This is a genomic window from Mycobacterium paraseoulense (genome assembly GCF_010731655.1).
Classification (GTDB): Bacteria; Actinomycetota; Actinomycetes; order Mycobacteriales; family Mycobacteriaceae; genus Mycobacterium; species Mycobacterium paraseoulense.
Map to the genome: position 1 here is coordinate 5,429,465 of NZ_AP022619.1, position 18,326 is coordinate 5,447,790.

The following is an 18,326-nucleotide window of genomic DNA, read 5'->3' on the forward strand; positions in this document are numbered from 1 at the left end:
CTCCCGTGTGACTGGCTATCGGGCGCCAAGGCCCGTCACTGGCCACGTTATGGAAAGACAGGCTTGGTCCAGCAGGGCCGTTCGACCCCGGTTCCGGGGCATTGGTCACACCGGGTCAGGCGACCTGGACGGTGTGCCCGGGTAACAGGTCTTGCATCCGGCCGCGGCATTCCACCGCGATCGACGCGCTGTTGCCCGCCTCGGAGGTCAGGTCGGCCGCCCGGCCGCTGACCCGAAGGTGCAGCCGCTGGCCCCGGTACACGAACGGGAACTCGATGGGATCCAGCCCTTTCGGCCACTGCGGGCTCAGGATCAGCCGGTCGTCGCGGGTTTCCAGCCCGGTGAAGCAACGTTGCAGCAGGTCGATGCTGCCGGCCATCGCGGCCAGGTGTATCCCCTCCGACGTGGTGCCGCCCTGGATGTCGACGACGTCGGAGGCGAGCACCTGCACGAAGTACTTCATGGCGTGATGCCGGTTGGCGCGGGTGAGCACCCATGAATGGACGAGCGAGCTGAGCGTCGACCCGTCCGAGGTGCGCGCGAGGTAATAGTCCACGGTTTCCGGAATCCGCTCGGGCGCGAAGCGATAACCGAGCCGGCCGAACACGGCCAGCAACTCGTCGGAGGACAGCAGGTAGAACAGCATCAGCACGTCGGCCTGCTTGGACGCCTTGTAGTTGTTCACGCTGTCGTTCTCGGCCTCCAGGATGCGGTCGAGCCGCTGGATGTTCCCGTAGCGCTGCCGGTACTGCTCCCAATCCAGCTCCGCCAGTTGGGAATACCCCTCGAACTGGCTGATCACGTTGTCGTGGAAGGGGACGAACATGCGCCGCGTCACGTGATCCCACCGGTCGAGCTCGTCGCTGGTGAGATCGATCTTGCCGACGAGATCGAGTCGGTCGCGCAGCGGCAGCAAGTCCAGGGCGTCCATCGCCCGCAGGATCACCCAGACCGCCATGACATTCGTGTAGGCGTTGTTGTCTATCCCGTCGTACTCCTTGCCGGGGTAGCCCGAATGGAACTCGTCGGGGCCGATGATGCCGTTGATCGTGTAGCGGCCCCGGCTTTCGTCAAAGCCCGCGAGCCCCACCCAGAAACGCGCGATCTCGACCAGCATCTCGGCGCCGTAGTCGACAAGGAACTGGCGGTCCCCGGTCACCTGGTAGTGCTGCCAGGCGTTGAACGCGATGGCGAGGCCGACATGGTGTGCGCGGGCGCTGGCATCCGGATTCCACCGGCCGGACTGCGGATTGAGGTGCAGTTCCTGGCTCACCTCGCGCCCGTCGCTCCCCGATTGCCAGGGATACAGCGCGCCCAGATAGCCGGCTCGGCGCGCCGCCCGGCGGGCCTCGGGGAGCCGCCGATAACGGTAGAGCAGCAGTGACCGGGCCACGTTGGGCATGCGCACGCTGAGCACCGGGGAGACGAAGAGCGAGTCCCAGAAGACATGTCCGCGGTATGCCTCGCCGTGCAGCCCGCGCGCGGGGACTCCCGCGTCGAGCTCGGCGGTGTGCGGTGAGAGCGTCTGCAGCAGGTGCACCAAGTGCAGCCGGAGGACGCGCAGCGCGTCGGCGCCGTCGGTCAGGCCGATGGTGCATTGTTCCCACAGCAAATCCCAGGCCCGGGCGTGCTGACGATGCAGCTCGGCATAGCGGTCGGCGGCGTCGAGGTGCAGCTGGGCGGTGCTCGCCGGCTCCGAGATCGCGCTGTCCCTGCCCGTGAAGATCGTCGCGATCTTCTCGCAGGTGACCGATTGCCCGGCGGCCAGCTCCACCGCGATATCGTGACCGCCCCGGTCGGCTTCTCGCACGAATTTGTACCGCGCATCGGCGGGTGTGTCGCCGCTCCACACGGTGCTGCGCGCGGCCACCGCGATGGCGATCCGCGACTGCGACGTCTCGGTGCGCAATACCACCGATTCAGTTGCGGTTTCGTCGATCACCGGCGATGCGAGGTGGGTGCTCGACAACGAGCGGTAGCGCTCGACCATGGTATTGCGCACGCCCCCGTCCAGCAGCGACCGGAATTCGACGGTGCCCGACCAGTTCTCCGCAACGATCGTGGTCCGCATCGCGAGCACGTGCGGCTGGTGCATGGAGGCGAACCGCTCTTGGGTCATCGTCGTGATCCGGCCCGCACCGTCGCGGCATCGGATCGTGCGGATCAACGTCGCATGTCTCAGGTCGAAAGTCTGCCGGTAGAACAACAACTCGGTGTCGTCGATGTGAAACCACGGCCCGTCGTTGATCCGGAATGTCAGCGTCAACCAATTGGGTAGGTTGACCAGGCTTTCGTTCTCGACGGTTCGGCCCGCGATGCGATCGGCCAGCGTGTTGTAGACACCGGCCGCGTATGTCCCCGGGTAGTGCGCCTCGGCCGCCGCTGCCTCCGGAGCGCAGCCCCGGGTGGCGACGTAGCCGTTACCGACGGTGCACAGGGTTTCGCGCAGCCGCTCGTAACTCGGGTCGTAACCCTCATAAACCAACTGCCATGGATCGCTGGGGGCGGCCGCCGCCTCGTGCAGATCGCGAGCCAGCCGCCGGACGAATTCGCACACCGCGGGGGGATCGGCCAGGCTGAACAGCGCGGCGGACGGGCGATCCCCGTCCTCGTTGTGGCGCAACGCGATTCCCACGCCGTCGAATTGGACGGCGTCGAAAGCGTCCTCGTCGGTGATATCGTCGCCGACGTAGATCGGCAGCATGGCGCCGGAACTCGCTCCCTCGATGCGTTCGAGGATCCAGTGCAGCGTTTTCCCCTTGTCCCAATCGAGGCTGGGGCGCAGCTCGATGACTCTGCGGCCCATCGTGACCCGCAGGCCCTGGGATCGCGCGAGTTTGCGTGTCGTCGCGATGATGCGGTCGACCTCTGCCGGGTCGACGTTGCGATAGTGGATCGCGACGGCAAATCGCTTGCGCTCCACCCAGATCCCGGCGATGTCGTTGAGCAGCTCCGCCGTCCGGTCGGCCGCACGCGTCAGGGCACCCATGGCGTCGACCGCGGCGGCGTTCTCCTGTTGGGTCCCGTCCGGCGCGACGAGTTCGAAGCCGTGACTGCCCGCGTACCAAATTCCGTCGACCGGCACGCGTTCGCGAAGATCGCCGAGATCGCGGCCGCTTATCACCGCGACGGGGCACTCTGCGGCCAGCGCGCGCAGCGCTTCGAGGCCGCCCTCGACCAGCGTGGCGGATTCCGGCCGGCCGACGATCTCGGACAGCGTGCCGTCGAAGTCCAGGAACACGGCCGGTCGCCGGCTCGCCACCAGCTCTTTGAGCTGGCTGTAGACACCCATCGCGTCGGCGATGGTCGAGATCGGGACGCCGCCGCGCCGCACCGAGATCTCCGCGAGGTCGGCGACGACGGTGTCCGCCCCGCGCGACAGCAATTCGTCGGCCCCCCCGTTGCGCTCGAGGCCGAGGACGAGGCCCAAGTCACCGTCTCGGCCGGCCGCCACCCCCGCTTCGCCACAGTCGATCAGGACACAACGCACCGGGCGTACCCCCAGGCGCGTCACCGTCGTCATCAGAGCCGCATCGACCCCCTCGGCGGTGCCGGCGGCGCCGACCGCCACGCCGACGAGCTCCTCGATCCCGGCGGCGCGCAACAGGGGCGCGCAGTCACGGGTGGACGAGTAAACGGCGGTGGCGACACCGGCGTCGCGCAGCCGCTGCAGGAATGCGGCGGTCGACTCGCGGGCCTCGACCGCGCCCGGTGCCGTTTCTGCGACCACACAGTCGATCCCGAGAATCACGGCATCGTGGTAGCGCCTATCGACAATGACTGGCCATTCGGTCACCTTTGCGACGATGCCACAGTGCGGGAGCCCGTCAAGGGTCGTCGGCGCAGGGGGGCCTCATGGCCATGCGGTTGGTGACTAAAGCCTCATGATCGACGGTCGCAGCCGCCATAGCGTTTTGGGGGAGGAGAGGGAGAACATCATGTCCGCACTCGCAAACCGCCACGGCATCGTCGTCGGAATCGACGGATCGCCGGCCGCCAACGCCGCCGTCTGTTGGGCGGCCCGTGACGCGGCCATGCGGCACGTGCCGCTGACGGTGGTCCACATGGTGAACGCCACCGTGCCCATGTACCCGGCGCTGCCGTTGTCGACCGGTGTGGCGGTGTGGCAGGAAGAGCAAGGCCGGCAGGTCCTCGAAGACGCGGTGAAGATCGCCGAGGACGCCGTCACCACCGACCGCAAGATCGACGTCCGAAGCGAGCTCAGGTGTGCGCCCCCGGTGCCCACCCTGGTCGAGATGTCCAAAGAGGCCGAGATGGTCGTCGTCGGCAGCAACGGTCGCGGCGCGCTGGAGAGGCTGCTGCTGGGTTCGGTGAGCAGCAGCGTGGTACGCAGCGCGCGCTGCCCGGTCGCGGTCGTCCGCGACGAAGATCCGCTCATGGAGCATCCGCAGCAAGCCCCGGTGCTCGTGGGCATCGACGGCTCGCCCGCCTCGGAGGCAGCCGTAGGCGTCGCGTTCGACGAAGCGTCGCGTCGCGGTGTCGAGCTGACCGCACTGCACGCGTGGAGCGACGTCGACGTTTTCGAACTCCCCGGGGTGGATTGGTCGGCGGTGAAGTCGGAAGCCGAGCGGAGCCTGGCCGAGCAACTGGCGGGCTGGCAGGAACGCTATCCCGACGTCACGGTGCGCCGGATCGTCGTCGCGGACCGGCCGGCCCGTCAGCTCATCGAGCAATCGGAATCCGCGCAACTCGTCGTCGTGGGCAGCCATGGCCGCGGCGGCCTGTCCGGCGTGTTGCTGGGTTCGGTGAGCAACGCCGTGGTCCACGCCACCCGGATGCCGGTGATCGTCGCGCGGCCGTCCTAGGGTCGCGCCGCCGCCGTGCCGTATCTCGAGCTGCACGAAACCCACACGGGCGTCGTCATTCTCGCTGGCGACCGCGCATACAAGGCCAAGAAGCCGGTGCTGACCGACTTTCTCGACTTCCGCGCGCCGCAGCAGCGCGAGCACGCCTGTCGCCGGGAGATCGAGCTCAACAGCCGGCTCTCGCCCGAGACCTACCTCGGCGTCGCCCACCTCACCGACCCGCTCGGCGGGCCGGCCGAGCCGGTCGTGGTCATGCGGCGCTACCGCGACGAGGACCGCCTCGCGTACCTGGTGGCCCACGACACCGGAGAGTCCGTGCACCGCGTGCTGGACGCGGTCGCGGCCGTGTTGGCCCGCTTCCACGAACGCGCCGAGCGCGGCGAGCGGATCGACGCCCAGGGCAAGGCCGCCGCGATCGAGGGGCGCTGGCGGGAGAACCTGTCCGAATTGGAACGGTATGCGAACCAATCGATTTTGGGCGTCGTCGAAAGTGCGGTAGCTCATGTGCAGCGCCTGGTGGCCCAGTTCGTCGCCGGGCGCGCGCCGCTGTTCGCGCGGCGCATCCGCGAGGGGCGCATCGTCGACGGGCACGGCGACCTGCTCGCCGACGACATCTTCTGGGTCGGCGGTACGCCGGCGCTGCTGGACTGCCTGGAGTTCGACGACCGGCTGCGCCACGTCGACTGCATCGACGACGCCGCCTTCCTCGCGATGGACCTGGAGTTCCTGGGCCGCAAGGACTTCGGCGACTACTTCCTGCAGCGTTACGCCGAGCACGCGGGTCGCGCGGCGCCGCCGGCGCTGTGCGACTTCTACATCGCCTACCGGGCCGCGGTGCGGGCGAAGGTGGACTGCGTCCGGGTCACCCAGGGCAGTCCCGGGGCGTCCGATGACGCCGCCCGCCATCTCGCCATCGCCACCCGGCACCTGCAGAGTGGCACCGTTCGGCTGGCGCTCGTCGGCGGCAGCCCGGGCACCGGGAAGTCCACCGTGGCCCGTGGGCTGGCCGAATCGTTTGGGGCGCAGCTGATCTCTACCGACGACGTGCGCCGGGAGCTTCGCGACTCCGGCGCCATCGCCGGTGAGCCCGGCGTGCTGAACGCCGGGCTGTACAGCCCCGAGAAGGTGGCGCTGGTCTACGAGACCGCCCTGGGCCGGGCGCGGCAGTTGCTGGGCGAGGGGCGCTCGGTGATCCTCGACGGGACCTGGCGCGATCCGCGGACGCGCGCCCGGGCCCACCGGCTGGCCGCCGAGACGCACTCGGCACTGGTCGAATTCGTGTGCTCGGCGACGGCCGACGTGGCGGCCGGCCGGATCAAGACCAGGCCCCCGGGCAACTCCGAGGTGACCCCGGAGATCGCGGCCGCCCTGGCGGACGGGCACGCCGACTGGGACGGCGCGTACCGGATCGACACCTCCCGCAGTCCCGACCTCGTCGCGGGCGAGGCGCACGACCTGTGGCGGCGCGCGACGTAACGGCCGCCAGGAGGTTCCAACGTCCCGGCCGTCGGGGACCAACGGCCCTGCCCGCACCCGGCGCCCGGCGCATAGAGTTTGGCTCACCTAATCGACGAAATGGTGGAGATGGACGCGAAAGTGCCGACCGAGCAGGTCATCCGGGACGCGGTGACGCTCGCGTGCCGCGCGCCTTCGCTGCACAACAGCCAGCCCTGGCGCTGGGTGGCCGACGGCGCGAGGCTGCACCTGTGGGCCGACCCACGCCACGCGATGCACGCCACCGACCACACCGGCCGGGAGCTGATCCTGAGCTGCGGCGCCGTCCTCGACCACCTGCGGGTCGCCATGGCCGCCGCGGGCTGGGAAAGCGTCACCGAACGTTTTCCCACCGCGGGCAGACCGGATCACCTCGCGAGTGTCGGCTTTTTGCCCGTGGAGAACGTGACGGCGCAGTGCCGGCTGCGGGCCGACGCGATCCTTCGCCGCCGCACCGACCGGTTGCCTCTGGGCGCACCGACCGCGTGGCCCACTCTGCATTCGGCCCTGAGCCGCGCGGTGACCCCGTACGACGTGTCGCTGGACGTGGTCGACGACGACGAGCGGCCGCGGCTGGCCGAGGCGTCGCGGCTCACCGAGCAGCTGCGCCGAAACGACACGTCCTATCTGACCGAATTGCGTTGGTGGACATCGCCCTTCGAGGCGAACGGCGACCACGTGCCAGAAAGCGCCCTGCTGTCCAGTTCCGAGGCGGCGCGCGTCGACGTCGCCCGCGCGTTCCCGCCGGCGGGCGGGGGCCGCCGGCGACCCGCGATCGACCAGGACCACTCCAAGATCGTGGTCCTGTCCACCCATCACGACGATGCGCCGGCCGAGGTGCTGCGCTGCGGTGAGGCGCTGTCGGCGGTGCTGCTCGAATGCACGTTGGCCGGCATGGCCACCTGCACGCTGACCCACATGACGGAGATGGCGCTGAGCCGCGACATCATCAGGCAGATCACCGGCGGCTCCGGCCAGCCCCAGCTGCTGATCCGGGTCGGCCGGTCACCGGCCCACGACCAACACGCGCAACCCACCGCCCGGCGTCCGGTGACCGAAGTCCTCGAGATACGTGAGTAACCGACATGCCAAGCCCTACACCAAGGACGAAGCCAAGGAGGTGCCATCGATGACTCGGCACTGGCTGGTGATGGAAACAACCGGGGAAGGCGGCGAGGCGCCCTTCGTGGCGCGGGTGGCGGCCGCGGGCCGGCATCTGCCCGGCACCCACCTGACGACCGACGATCTCATGGCGTCCACCCGCCACCGCACCCACATCGACCTCGAGCGGCTGACCGGGATCCGCGAACGCCGGGTGTCGGTGGGCGACGAGGATTCCTACTCCCTGGCCAGCTCGGCGGCGCTGAACTGCCTGGCCACCGCGCAGCAGGATCCGGCGGCGCTGGACGTGGTGATCAGCTGCAGCATCACGAAGTTCCGCGACGGGCTGACCCAGTGGCTCGAGCCGACCATGAGCAGCGCCGTGGCGCGCGGGATCGGGGCGAACAACGCGATGACGTTCGACGTGTCCAACGCGTGCGCCGGAATGCTCACGGGCGTCACGATTTTGAACAATTGGATCCGACAGGGCGTCGTCGAGCGCGGGCTCGTCGTCAGCGGCGAGTACATCTCGCAGCTGTCCAACAACGCCGCCCGGCACATCCGCAACATCATGAGCAAGGAGCTGGCGTGCCTGACCCTGGGCGATGCCGGCGCGGCGCTGCTGCTGGAGCGGGCGCCGGCCGGTTCGGCCGGCATCGCCCTGGCCGGCTTCACCACCGTCGCCGACTACAGCCGGCTCTGCCTGGCTTATCCGCAGGGGGACGACCCGGGCGCGCGGATGTTCACCAACTCCCGCGCCATCCAGAAGGCCGCGATCGCCGACACCCCGTTGCTGTTGAGCGAAGTGCTTGACACCGTTGGTCTTTCGATCCACGACATCGACCACGTCATCACCCACCAGACCTCGGCGCGCGCCATCCGCAAGGGCATGGCCCGGATGTCGGAGGTGTTCGGCGACAGCCCGCGCCACGACGCGGTGATCACCGTCGACCGCTACGGGAACACCGCCTCGACGACCCACACCGTGGCGCTCGTCGAGGAACTCGAGGCCGGGCGGATCAAGCCCGGGGAGCGGATCGCGTTGCTGGCGTTGGCCTCCGGGCTGGAGATCGGTGTGGTCTTGTTGACCCTGGACGAGGATGTGGTGAGCCGCTATGGGCACGGTGATTGATCGGATCGACGTCTCGCATCCGCGGCTGCGGGGGCGCCACAGCGCGCTGCACCTGGCCGTCGTCGCCGCCAAGGACTGCCTCAAGCGGGCCGGATGTGACGCCTCGGACCTGGACCTCGTCGTCAACGCCGGTATCTACCGCGACCGCAACCTCGGTGAGCCGGCGCTCGCCGCGCTGATCCAGGACGACATCGGTGCCAACCCCGGGGACCCGCACGCGGGCGCCCACGGCACCTTCTCCTTCGACATCGCCAACGGCACCTGCGGGCTGCTGACCGCGCTGCAGATCGTCGACGGGTTCATGCGCAGCCGCGCCATCCGGCGCGCGCTGGTCGTCGCCAGCGACGCCGACCCCGGCCACGGGATGAGCGAGCACTTCCCCTTCTCGGCCGCCGGGGCGGCGATGCTGTGCGGCTGGTCCGACGACGACTACGGCCTCAGCCGGGTCTCCTGGGTGAACGACCCGAGTGACGCTGGCGACGAAACCTTCAGCGCCACAGTGGGATTCGCTGATTCCCGCAACGTCCTGAGATTCTCCGAGTCGGCTGCGACAAACGAGCGGTTCGCCGCGGCGGCCGGGCGGGCGGTGTTGGCGTGCCTTGCCGAGCAGTCGGTGCGGCTGTCCGACGTCGACGCGATCGTGGCCGCCCCCGCCCGGCCGGGATACCGCGCCGCGCTGGGCGCTCGGCTGGGCGTGCCGGTCGAGGCGATCAGCGTCGCCGACGACGAACACATGCACACCGCCGCCCTGGCCGCCGCGTTCGGGCAGCGGGCCGAGCGGTTGCCGGCGGGCGCGCGGGTCCTGTTCGTCGCGGCCGGGGCCGACGTCGTCGCCGGCGCCGCCCTCTATCGCCAGCCACCCCGGGCCGCGGCGTCATAACGACGGAACTGGTCACTGGACGCTCACGTCAGCGAGATTGGCCGGCGCACATCCACGCGAGATTGCGTTCAGGGTTGTGTATGCGCTCATTGGACGACCCTCCCGGCAATCTCGGCGGGAGTCCCCTCGATCACTGCAGTTGCACGGCGCGCTCGAGGTCCAGGATCTGCCGGGTGGTCTTGACCACCACGTCGGGGTTGAGGCTGATCGAGTCGATGCCGCAGCGGACCAGGAACTCGGCCATGTCGGGGTAGTCCGACGGCGCCTGACCGCACAACCCGGAGTGAATCCCGTTGCGCCGGCAGCCGTCCACGGCCAGGCGGATCATCTCCTTGACGCCCTCGTCGCGTTCGTCGTAGTCGAAGGCCACGATCTCGCTGTCCCGGTCGACGCCGAGGGTCAGCTGGGTGAGGTCGTTGGACCCGATGGAGAACCCGTCGAAGCGCTTGGCGAACTCGTCGATGAGGATGACGTTGTTGGGGATCTCGCACATCGCGTACACCTTGAGTCCGTTCTCCCCGCGGCGCAGACCGTGTTTGGCCATCTCCGCCAGGACCAGGTCCGCCTCGGCCACCCGGCGCACGAACGGCAACATCAGCACGACGTTGGTCAGCCCCATCTGTTCGCGCACCCGCTTCATCGCCCGGCACTCCAGCGCGAATCCCTCGGCGTAGGCCGGGTGCGCATAGCGCGAGGCGCCGCGGAAGCCGATCATCGGGTTGCTCTCGGTCGCCTCGAAGCCGCTGCCGCCGACCAGGCTGGCGTACTCGTTGGTCTTGAAGTCCGACATCCGCACGACGACGGGCTTGGGCCAGAACGCCGCGGCGATGGTGCCGATCCCCTCCGAGAGGCGCTCCACGAAGAATTCCGCCCCGTCGGAATAGGCGTACGTCAGCGTTTCGATGGTCCGCCGGGCCTCGGGGTCGTCCACCCGGTCGGGGTGGAGCAGGGCCAGCGGGTGCACCCGGATGTACTCGTTGATGATGAACTCCATCCGGGCCAGCCCCACGCCGTCGTTGGGCAAGAACGACGTCTTGAACGCCAGATCCGGGTTGCCGAGGTTGAGCATGATCTCGGTGTGCGGCCGATCCTGGTCGGACACCTCGGTGCGATCGACGCGAAAACCCAACTCGCCGCGGTAAACCCGCCCGGTGTCGCCCTCGACGCACGACACCGTGACGACCTCGCCGTCGGGCACGCTCGTGGTGGCGTTGCCCGCGCCGACCACCGCGGGGATGCCGAGCTCGCGGGCGATGATCGCCGCGTGGCAGGTGCGGCCGCCGCGGTTGGTGACGATGGCCGCGGCGATCTTCATGATGGGTTCCCAGTCGGGCGTGGTGATGTCGGCGACCAGCACGTCGCCGGGCTGGAACTCCGACAGCTTCCCGAGGTTGTCCATCCGCCTGGCGATGCCCGTGGCGACCTTCTCGCCGACCGAGCGGCCCTCGGCGAGCACCTCCTTGCCTTCGGCGCCCTTACCCTCGAGCACGTAGCTTTCGACGACCGTCAGGCTGCGCTGGGAGGCCGCCGTCTCGGGGCGCGCCTGGACGATGTAGAGCTTCCCGTCGAGACCGTCCTTGGCCCATTCGATGTCCATCGGCCGCCCGTAGTGGCCCTCGATGGCGCAGGCGTAGCCGGCCAGCTCGAGCACGTCGGAGTCGGTGACGCAGAAGCGGGCGCGGTCGGCCTTCGGCGTGGGGACGTTGCGGGTCGTCTGCTTGGTGCCGCCCTCGACGAAGATCATCTTCACCGCCTTGTCGCCGATCAGCCGGCGCAGCACGGCGCGGTGGCCGGCCTGATACGTCGGCTTGTGCACGTAGAACTCGTCGGGGTCGACGGCGCCCTGGACCACGTTCTCGCCGAGGCCGTAGGCGCCGGTGATGAAAACGACGTCGTTGAAGCCCGATTCGGTGTCGATGGTGAACATCACCCCTGACGAGGCGAGGTCGGAGCGCACCATCTTCATGACGCCGATCGACAGCGCGACCTTGAAGTGGTCGAAGCCCTGGTCGATCCGGTAGTGGATGGCCCGGTCGGTGAACAGGCTGGCGAAACACCGGCGGCACGCGTCCAGCAGGCTCTCGGCGCCCGTGATGTTGAGGAAGGTTTCCTGCTGGCCGGCGAAGCTGGCGTTCGGCAGGTCTTCGGCGGTTGCCGAGCTGCGCACGGCCAGGCTGACGTCTTCGCCGTATTCCTCCTGAAGCCGGCGGTATGCGGCCGTGATCTCGGCGGCGACCTCGGGGGGAAGCCCCGCGCCGTAGACGATTTCGCGGGCCCGCTTGCCCTTGCGGGCGAGCGCGGTGACGTCGTCGGGGTCGAGGTCGTCGAGCGCGGCGTGCAGCGCGTCCCAGGCGCCCGCGCTGTCCAGGATGTGGCGGTAGGCGTCGGCGGTGATCGCGAACCCGTGCGGGACGCGCACGCCCTGGCCGGTCAGCTTCTGGAACATCTCGCCCAGCGAGGCGTTCTTCCCGCCGACCAGCGGGACGTCGGAGATGCCGATCTCCTCGAAGAAGCGGATGTAGGTGAAATCGCTCATGGTGTTCTTCCTCCGGTGGTTTGCATCAATACGTTTCGTAGATACCGCTGTTCGCTTTTCGCATGGCCCAGACGTAGTCCGCGCGTTCCCGGGCGGCCAACGATCCCGGCTCCTCGCCGCCGGGCGCCGCCAGCAGCCCCCGCACCTCGTCGAGGCGCTGGAAACCCTTGCGGTCCATCCAGTCGGCCAGGTCCCGCAGCAGCACGGCCGCGTACTCGGGACCGTGGCGCAGCAGCGCCGACGCCGACTGGACGACGTCGGCCCCGGCGAGCAGGTACTTGGCCACGTCGCGGGCCGTCTCGACTCCGGTGCTGGCGGCCAGGCAGGCGTGTATCTGCCGGTGCAGCAACGTGATCCACGTCAGCGGTAGGCGGGTGTCCGCCGGGCCGGACAGGGCGACGGTGCGCACGGCGCCCAGCGTCTCGGGATCGATGTCGGGCTGCAGGAATCGGTTGAACAGGACCAGGCCGTCGGCGCCCGCCGCGTCCAGCCGGTGCGCCATGTCGGCGGTCGCGCTGAAGTAAGGGCTGAGTTTGACGGCGACCGGGATGCCGGCCGCGCCCTTGACCTCGGCCAGCACGTCGAGGTGGCGCTGCTCCACCGCGCGGCCGTCCACGCCGGCGTCGCCGGGCAGGTAGTAGATGTTCAGCTCGATGGCCGCCGCGCCGGCGTCCTGCATGCTGCGGGCGTAGTGTGCCCAGTTGCCGGGCGTGGCCGCGTTGAGGCTGCCGATCACGGGGACGTCGACCGCGGCGACCGCGCGCTCGAGCAGGCGCAGGTAGCGCTGGGCGCCGCTGCCATTATCCGATGCCTGGACGGTGGCGGGGAAGTAGCTGAGCGACTCGGCGTAGCTTTCGCTGCCCTGCAACGCCATTGCCTCGTTGTGCGCCGCCTCGCGGCGCAGTTGCTCCTCGAACAGCGAGTACAGCACCACCGCGCCGACGCCGGCGTCGGCGAGCCGGCGCACCCCGTCGAGCGTGCGGCTCAGCGGGGATGCCGATGCCAGCAGCGGGTTGCGCAGCCTCAGCCCCAGGTAGTCGGTGGTCAGGTCCATCAGCCCTCCCCCCTTGGGTCGGACGGGAAGTGGTGCGGGGCGCGGGAGGCCATGTCCTCGTAAACTTCCCAGCGCTGGTCGATCGACTCCTGCGCCAGCGCCGTGAGGCGTTCGGCCTCGTCAGGGTGGGTGTTGGTCAGGCTCCGGTAGCGCAGCTCGCGGTTGCGGTAGTCGGCCAGGGGCAGGCGGGGCCGGTGCGAGTCCAGCAGGAACGGCGGGTTGCCGGTGGCGCGCAGCACCGGGTCGTAGCGGATCAGCGGCCAGTGGCCGCTGGCGACGGCGCGGTATTGCTGGTCCAGGCCGTTGCGCATCTCGAAGCCGTGCGCGATGCAGTGGCTGTAGGCGATGATCAGCGACGGCCCGTCGTAGGCCTCGGCCTCGCGGAAGGCCAGCAATGTCTGTTGCGGGTCGGCGCCGAAGGCGACCCGCGCGACGTAGACGTTGCCGTACGAGATCGCCTGCAAAGCAAGGTCTTTACGCGGCACCGTCTTGCCGCCGGCGGCGAACTTGGCCACCGCGCCCAGCGGTGTGCTCTTCGACATCTGCCCGCCGGTGTTGGAGTACACCTCGGTGTCGAGCACCAGCACGTTGACGTTGTGACCGCTGGCCAGCACGTGGTCCAGGCCGCCGGCGCCGATGTCGTAGGCCCAGCCGTCCCCGCCGACGATCCATACGCTGCGGCGCACCAAATGCTCCATGACGCTGCGCAATTCGTCGCCGGCGGCCGGGTCCAGCCGGTCCAGCCGGTCCCGCAGCTGGGCGACCCGCCGGCGCTGCTCGTCCAGCTCGGATTCGCGGCGCTGCGGGGCGGCTAGGGCGGCGTCGACGAGGTCGGGGCCCAGCGCGCCGCGCAGTTCGGTCAGCCGCTGGCGGGCCTGCCGGAGATGGGTGTCGGCGGCCAGCCGCAGCCCGAGCCCGAATTCGGCGTTGTCTTCGAACAACGAATTCGACCAGGCGGGCCCGCGGCCCGCGGCGTTGGCCGTCCAGGGCGTGGTGGGCAGGTTGCCGCCGTAGATCGACGAGCAGCCGGTGGCGTTGGCGATCACCAAACGGTCGCCGAAGAGCTGCGAGAGCAATTTGAGGTAGGGCGTTTCCCCGCAACCTGCGCACGCGCCGGGGAATTCGAACAAGGGCTGCAGGAACTGCGTGCCACGGACGGTGCCGAAATCGACCCTCGAGCGGTCGGCCACCGGCAGCGTTTCGAAGAACGCGATGTTCACGCGTTCGGGGGCGACCAGCGGTTCGCGCGGCGCCAGGTTGATCGCCTTGGTCACCGGCGTGCCGGGCACCACGGCAGGGCAGGCCTGGACGCACAGGTCGCATCCGGTGCAGTCCTCGACATAGACCTGCAGGGTGTAGCGGGTGTCGGGCAGGCCGACCGCGTCGAGCGGTGCCGAGGGGAACGCCGCGGGGGCGTCGTTGAGGTGTTCCTGGTCGTAGAACTTGGTGCGAATGACGCTGTGCGGGCACACGAACGAGCAGTTGCCGCACTGGATGCAGGTGTCGGGGTCCCAGACGGCGACGAGGTCGGAGACGTTGCGCTTCTCGTAGGCGGCGGTGCCGCTGGGGTAGGTGCCGTCGATCGGCAGGGCGCTGACGGGCAGCGCGTCGCCGCGGCCGGCGATCATCTCGCCGGTCACCGCCCGCACGAATTCGGGCGCGTCGGCTCCGACCGGTGGTTCGAGCGCGACGACCGACGTCGCGGCGTCCGGGAGGTCGACCTGGTGCAGCCGCTGCAGGGCGCGGTCGACGGCCTCGGCCTCGCGGGCCACCACGTCGGCGCCCTGCCCGGCGTAGGTCTTGGCCGCGCTGTCCTTGATCCTGGCGAGCGCCTGTTCGAGGGGCAGCACACCGGAGATGGCGAAGAAGCAGGTCTGCAGCACGATGTTGATCCGCCCGGCCAGCCCGACCTCGCGGGCGATGCCGCTGGCGTCGACGACGTACAGCCGGATGCGCTTGTCGAGGATCTGGCGCTGCACGCTGCCGGGCAGGGTGTCCCACACCTTCTCGGGCGGGCGCCTGGTGTTGAGCAACAGCGCGGCGTCCTCGGCGGCTCGGCCCAGCACGTCGAGCTTGTGCAGGAACCGCTCGTGGTGGCAGCCGACGAAGGAGGCCCGCTGCACCAGGTAGGGGGCGCGGATCGGCTCGGGCCCGAACCGTAGGTGCGAAACCGTCTGCGAGCCGGACTTTTTCGAGTCGTAGACGAAGTAGCCCTGGGCGTAGAGGTCTTCCTCGCCGCCGAGGATCTTGATGGTGTTCTTGTTGGCCCCGACGGTGCCGTCCGAGCCGATGCCGAAGAACACCGCGCGCACCGCGTCGGCCGGCTCGATGTCGAAGGCCGGGTCGTAGTCGATGCTCGTGCCGCTGACGTCGTCGTCGATGCCCACGGTGAAGCGGGCCCGCGGCCGGTCGCGCGCCAGTTCGGCGAACACGCCGGCGACCATGGCCGGGGTAAATTCCTTCGACGACAGCCCGTAGCGCCCACCGCACACCATCGGCAGCGCCGAGCGTTCGCCGCTCGCGTACGCCTCGGCGAGGGCGGCGACGACGTCCAGATACAGCGGCTCGCCGTGCGACCCGGGTTCCTTGGTGCGGTCGAGCACGCCGACCGCGCGCACGGTCGGGGGCAGGGCGGCCAGCAGTGCCCGCACCGGGAACGGCCGGTACAGCCGCAGCCGCAGCACCCCGACCCGCTCGCCGCGCGCGGTCAGGGCCGCCACCGTCGCGGCGGCGGTCTCGGCGCCCGATCCCATCAGCACCACCACCCGGTCGGCCTGCGGGTGTCCGGTGTACTCGACGATGTGCATCGGCCGCCCGGTGCGGCGGCCGAGTTCGCTCATCAGGTCCTCGACCACCTCGGGCACCCGGGCGTAGAACGGGTTGACGGTCTCGCGGGCCTGGAAGTAGGTGTCGGGATTCTGCGCGGTGCCGCGGACGAACGGCCGCTCAGGGGACAGGGCGCGCTCGCGGTGGGCGAGCACCAGCTCCTCGGGAACCAGGGCCCGCAGGTCGTCGTCGTCGAGCAGCTCGATCGTGTTCAGCTCGTGCGAGGTGCGGAAGCCATCGAAGAAGTGCAGGAACGGGATTCGGGTGCGCAGCGCGGCCGCCTGCGCAACCAGGGCCAGGTCGTGTGCCTCCTGCACCGAGGCCGACGACAGCAGCGCGAAGCCGGTCTGGCGCACCGCCATCACGTCCTGGTGGTCACCGAAAATCGAAAGACCCTGCGCAGCAATCGATCGCGCCGCGACATGAATGACCGCCGAGGTCAGCTCGCCGGCGATCTTGTACATGTTCGGGATCATCAGCAACAGGCCCTGCGACGAGGTGAACGTCGTGGCCAGCGCGCCGCCCTGCAGGGCGCCGTGCAGCGCTCCGGCGGCCCCGCCCTCGCTTTGCATCTCCACCACCGTGGGCACCGTGCCCCAGAGGTTGGGCCGGTGCCGGCTCGACCAGTCGTCGGCCAGCTCCGCCATGGGCGAGGACGGGGTGATCGGGTAGATGCAGCACACCTCGTTGAGGCGGTAGGCCACCGATGCTGCCGCCTCGTTGCCGTCGATCGTGGCGCGCGTCATCGCGGCTCCGGGATCATCTCGGGGACCATTTCGATGGCGTGTACCGGGCACTGCTCGTAACAGGTGGCGCACCCGGTGCAGCGGTCGTAGTCGAAGCGGTACCGGTGACCCGGCCCCAGCTTGATCACCGCGTCCTCGGGGCATGCGCCCAGGCAGCCGTCGCACTCGAAGCAGTTGCCGCACGACAGGCACCGGCCCGCCTCGTACGTCGCGGCCTGCCCCGACAGGCCGCCGACCACCTCGTCGAACCCGCTGATGCGTTGCGCGGCAGGAAGTTCGGGCTCGGACCGCCGGGAGGCGTCGCCGAAGTACCACAGGTGCAGCCGGTCGAACTCCGCGGTCGGATGCTTGGGCGGGCGCTGCACGCCGACAACGTCGCCGCCGCGCAGCCACGTGTCGATGTGGCGGGCCGCCTTCTTGCCGTGCCCGACGGCGACCGTCACGGTGCGTTCGCAGGGCACCATGTCGCCGCCGGCGAACACCCCCGGGCAGCCCGTCATCAGCGACGACGACACCCGCACGGAACCGTCGTCGTCGAACTCCACGCCGGGCAGGCTGCGCATGAACGCCGACTCGGTTTCTTGGCCCAGCGCCATGATCACCGTGTCGGCCGCCAGCGTCTCGAACTGCCCGGTCGGCACGGGGCGACCGGATTCATCGAGCGCCATGAGCTCCACCTGCAGCTCGGGGCCGTCGAAGGCGGTGATCGTGCGCAGCCAGTTGATCCGCACGCCCTCGCGCTCGGCCTCCTGCACCTCGTGGGAGTGCGCGGGCATCTGGGCCGCCGTGCGGCGGTAGATGATGACGGCGTCCTCGGCACCCAGCCGGCGCGCGACGCGCGCGGCGTCCACCGCGGTGTCGCCGCCGCCGTAGACGGCGACGCGGCGGCCGAGTTCGGGCGTTTTCCCGGCGGCGACGGCGCGCAGGAAGCAGACGGCGTCCAGCATCGACCCGGCGTCGGCGGCCGGGATGTCCACGCGCTTGGCGAGGTGGGCACCGACGGCGACGAACACCGCGTCGAAGCCCCCGGCGTCGCGTTCGGCGGCCAGGTCCTCCACCCGGTGCCCGCAGGTGAACTCCACGCCCAGCGCGGCGATGCGGTCGATCTCGGCGTCCAACACGTCGCGCGGCAGCCGGTATTTCGGTATGCCGTAGCGCATCATTCCGCCCGGCTGCGCGCCGGTGTCACGGACCTCCACCAGGTGGCCGAGCCGGGCGAGGTGGTAAGCGGCCGACAGCCCGCTGGGGCCGGCGCCGACCACCAGCACCCGCTTGCCGGTCGGCCGCGGCGGCGGGTCGAACAGCCATCCGTGTGCGCGCGCGGTGTCGCCGAGGAACCGCTCCACCGCGTGGATCGACACCGAGGAGTCCAGATGCGCCCGGTTGCAGACGGATTCGCAGGGGTGGTAGCAGACGCGGCCGTGGATCGCGGCGAAGGGGTTGTCGGCGGTCAGCTGCCGCCACGCTTGCTCGAAGCATCCGGCCCGGGCCTGTGCGAGCCACGCCTGGATGTTCTCGCCGGCGGGGCAACCGGCGTTGCACGGCGGCAGCAGATCGACGTAGATCGGGCGGCGTTCGCGGACCGGGCCCGTGCGCGGCCGCCCGTGTAGGAGGTCGGGCAGCGCGGCCAGGTCGGTGCGGGACGCGGCGGCGAAAGCGTCTGCCTCGCTGCTCAATTGCTCTCCCGTCACCCCCCTCACGATATGGCCGGGGGCGCGCCGCCACAGCCGC

10 protein-coding genes are annotated in these 18,326 nt (G+C 69.9%); 5 read left to right on the forward strand and 5 right to left on the reverse strand.

What is annotated here, in order from left to right:
- Nucleotides 1-115: 115 nt before the first annotated feature.
- Nucleotides 116-3,751, reverse strand: coding sequence for a trehalose-phosphatase (gene otsB, locus G6N51_RS25375; protein WP_408632576.1), 3,636 nt, complete (start codon nucleotides 3,749-3,751; stop codon nucleotides 116-118).
- Between the two features lie 187 nt (nucleotides 3,752-3,938).
- Between otsB and G6N51_RS25380 the strand changes: the two genes are divergently transcribed.
- The 5 genes from G6N51_RS25380 (at nucleotide 3,939) to G6N51_RS25400 (ending at nucleotide 9,433) form a co-directional block, all read left to right on the forward strand.
- On the forward strand, nucleotides 3,939-4,826 hold the full coding sequence (locus G6N51_RS25380; protein ID WP_083173703.1) for a universal stress protein: 888 nt from the start codon (nucleotides 3,939-3,941) through the stop codon (nucleotides 4,824-4,826).
- Nucleotides 4,827-4,841: 15 nt separating this feature from the next.
- Nucleotides 4,842-6,302, forward strand: coding sequence for a bifunctional aminoglycoside phosphotransferase/ATP-binding protein (locus G6N51_RS25385; RefSeq protein ID WP_142275106.1), 1,461 nt, complete (start codon nucleotides 4,842-4,844; stop codon nucleotides 6,300-6,302).
- A gap of 99 nt (nucleotides 6,303-6,401) precedes the next feature.
- A complete protein-coding gene (locus G6N51_RS25390) occupies nucleotides 6,402-7,400 on the forward strand; it encodes an Acg family FMN-binding oxidoreductase (RefSeq protein ID WP_083173683.1) in 999 nt (332 codons plus the stop codon).
- 49 nt (nucleotides 7,401-7,449) lie between these two features.
- A complete protein-coding gene (locus G6N51_RS25395) occupies nucleotides 7,450-8,553 on the forward strand; it encodes a 3-oxoacyl-ACP synthase III family protein (RefSeq protein ID WP_083173705.1) in 1,104 nt (367 codons plus the stop codon).
- Nucleotides 8,537-9,433 (forward strand): beta-ketoacyl-[acyl-carrier-protein] synthase family protein, encoded by an 897-nt coding sequence (locus G6N51_RS25400; protein WP_083173684.1) that lies wholly within the window; start codon nucleotides 8,537-8,539, stop codon nucleotides 9,431-9,433. The genes G6N51_RS25395 and G6N51_RS25400 overlap by 17 nt, the downstream gene beginning before the upstream one ends.
- Before the next feature lie 130 nt (nucleotides 9,434-9,563).
- Here G6N51_RS25400 and ppsA read toward each other — a convergent pair whose 3' ends face one another.
- Genes ppsA through G6N51_RS25420 form a run of 4 tightly spaced genes read right to left on the reverse strand, consistent with a single transcriptional unit; the run spans nucleotide 9,564 to nucleotide 18,286 of the window.
- A complete protein-coding gene (gene ppsA / locus G6N51_RS25405; RefSeq protein WP_083173685.1) occupies nucleotides 9,564-11,969 on the reverse strand; it encodes a phosphoenolpyruvate synthase in 2,406 nt (801 codons plus the stop codon).
- 25 nt (nucleotides 11,970-11,994) lie between these two features.
- Nucleotides 11,995-13,023 (reverse strand): dihydroorotate dehydrogenase-like protein, encoded by a 1,029-nt coding sequence (locus G6N51_RS25410; RefSeq protein WP_083173686.1) that lies wholly within the window; start codon nucleotides 13,021-13,023, stop codon nucleotides 11,995-11,997.
- On the reverse strand, nucleotides 13,023-16,595 hold the full coding sequence (nifJ, locus tag G6N51_RS25415; protein ID WP_083173687.1) for a pyruvate:ferredoxin (flavodoxin) oxidoreductase: 3,573 nt from the start codon (nucleotides 16,593-16,595) through the stop codon (nucleotides 13,023-13,025). Before nifJ ends, G6N51_RS25410 begins: the two co-directional genes overlap by 1 nt.
- Nucleotides 16,592-18,286, reverse strand: coding sequence for an NAD(P)-binding protein (locus G6N51_RS25420; RefSeq protein ID WP_372510071.1), 1,695 nt, complete (start codon nucleotides 18,284-18,286; stop codon nucleotides 16,592-16,594). The genes nifJ and G6N51_RS25420 overlap by 4 nt, the downstream gene beginning before the upstream one ends.
- Nucleotides 18,287-18,326 lie beyond the last annotated feature (40 nt).

Bases quoted from the DNA above. Each gene is read 5' to 3' on its own strand.
- G6N51_RS25410 (WP_083173686.1), bottom strand. From the start codon at position 13,023: ATGGACCTGACCACCGACTACCTGGGGCTGAGGCTGCGCAACCCGCTG.
- G6N51_RS25395 (WP_083173705.1), top strand. From the start codon at position 7,450: ATGACTCGGCACTGGCTGGTGATGGAAACAACCGGGGAAGGCGGCGAG.
- G6N51_RS25400 (WP_083173684.1), top strand. From the start codon at position 8,537: ATGGGCACGGTGATTGATCGGATCGACGTCTCGCATCCGCGGCTGCGG.
- nifJ (WP_083173687.1), bottom strand. From the start codon at position 16,595: ATGACGCGCGCCACGATCGACGGCAACGAGGCGGCAGCATCGGTGGCC.
- G6N51_RS25380 (WP_083173703.1), top strand. From the start codon at position 3,939: ATGTCCGCACTCGCAAACCGCCACGGCATCGTCGTCGGAATCGACGGA.
- ppsA (WP_083173685.1), bottom strand. From the start codon at position 11,969: ATGAGCGATTTCACCTACATCCGCTTCTTCGAGGAGATCGGCATCTCC.
- G6N51_RS25390 (WP_083173683.1), top strand. From the start codon at position 6,402: ATGGTGGAGATGGACGCGAAAGTGCCGACCGAGCAGGTCATCCGGGAC.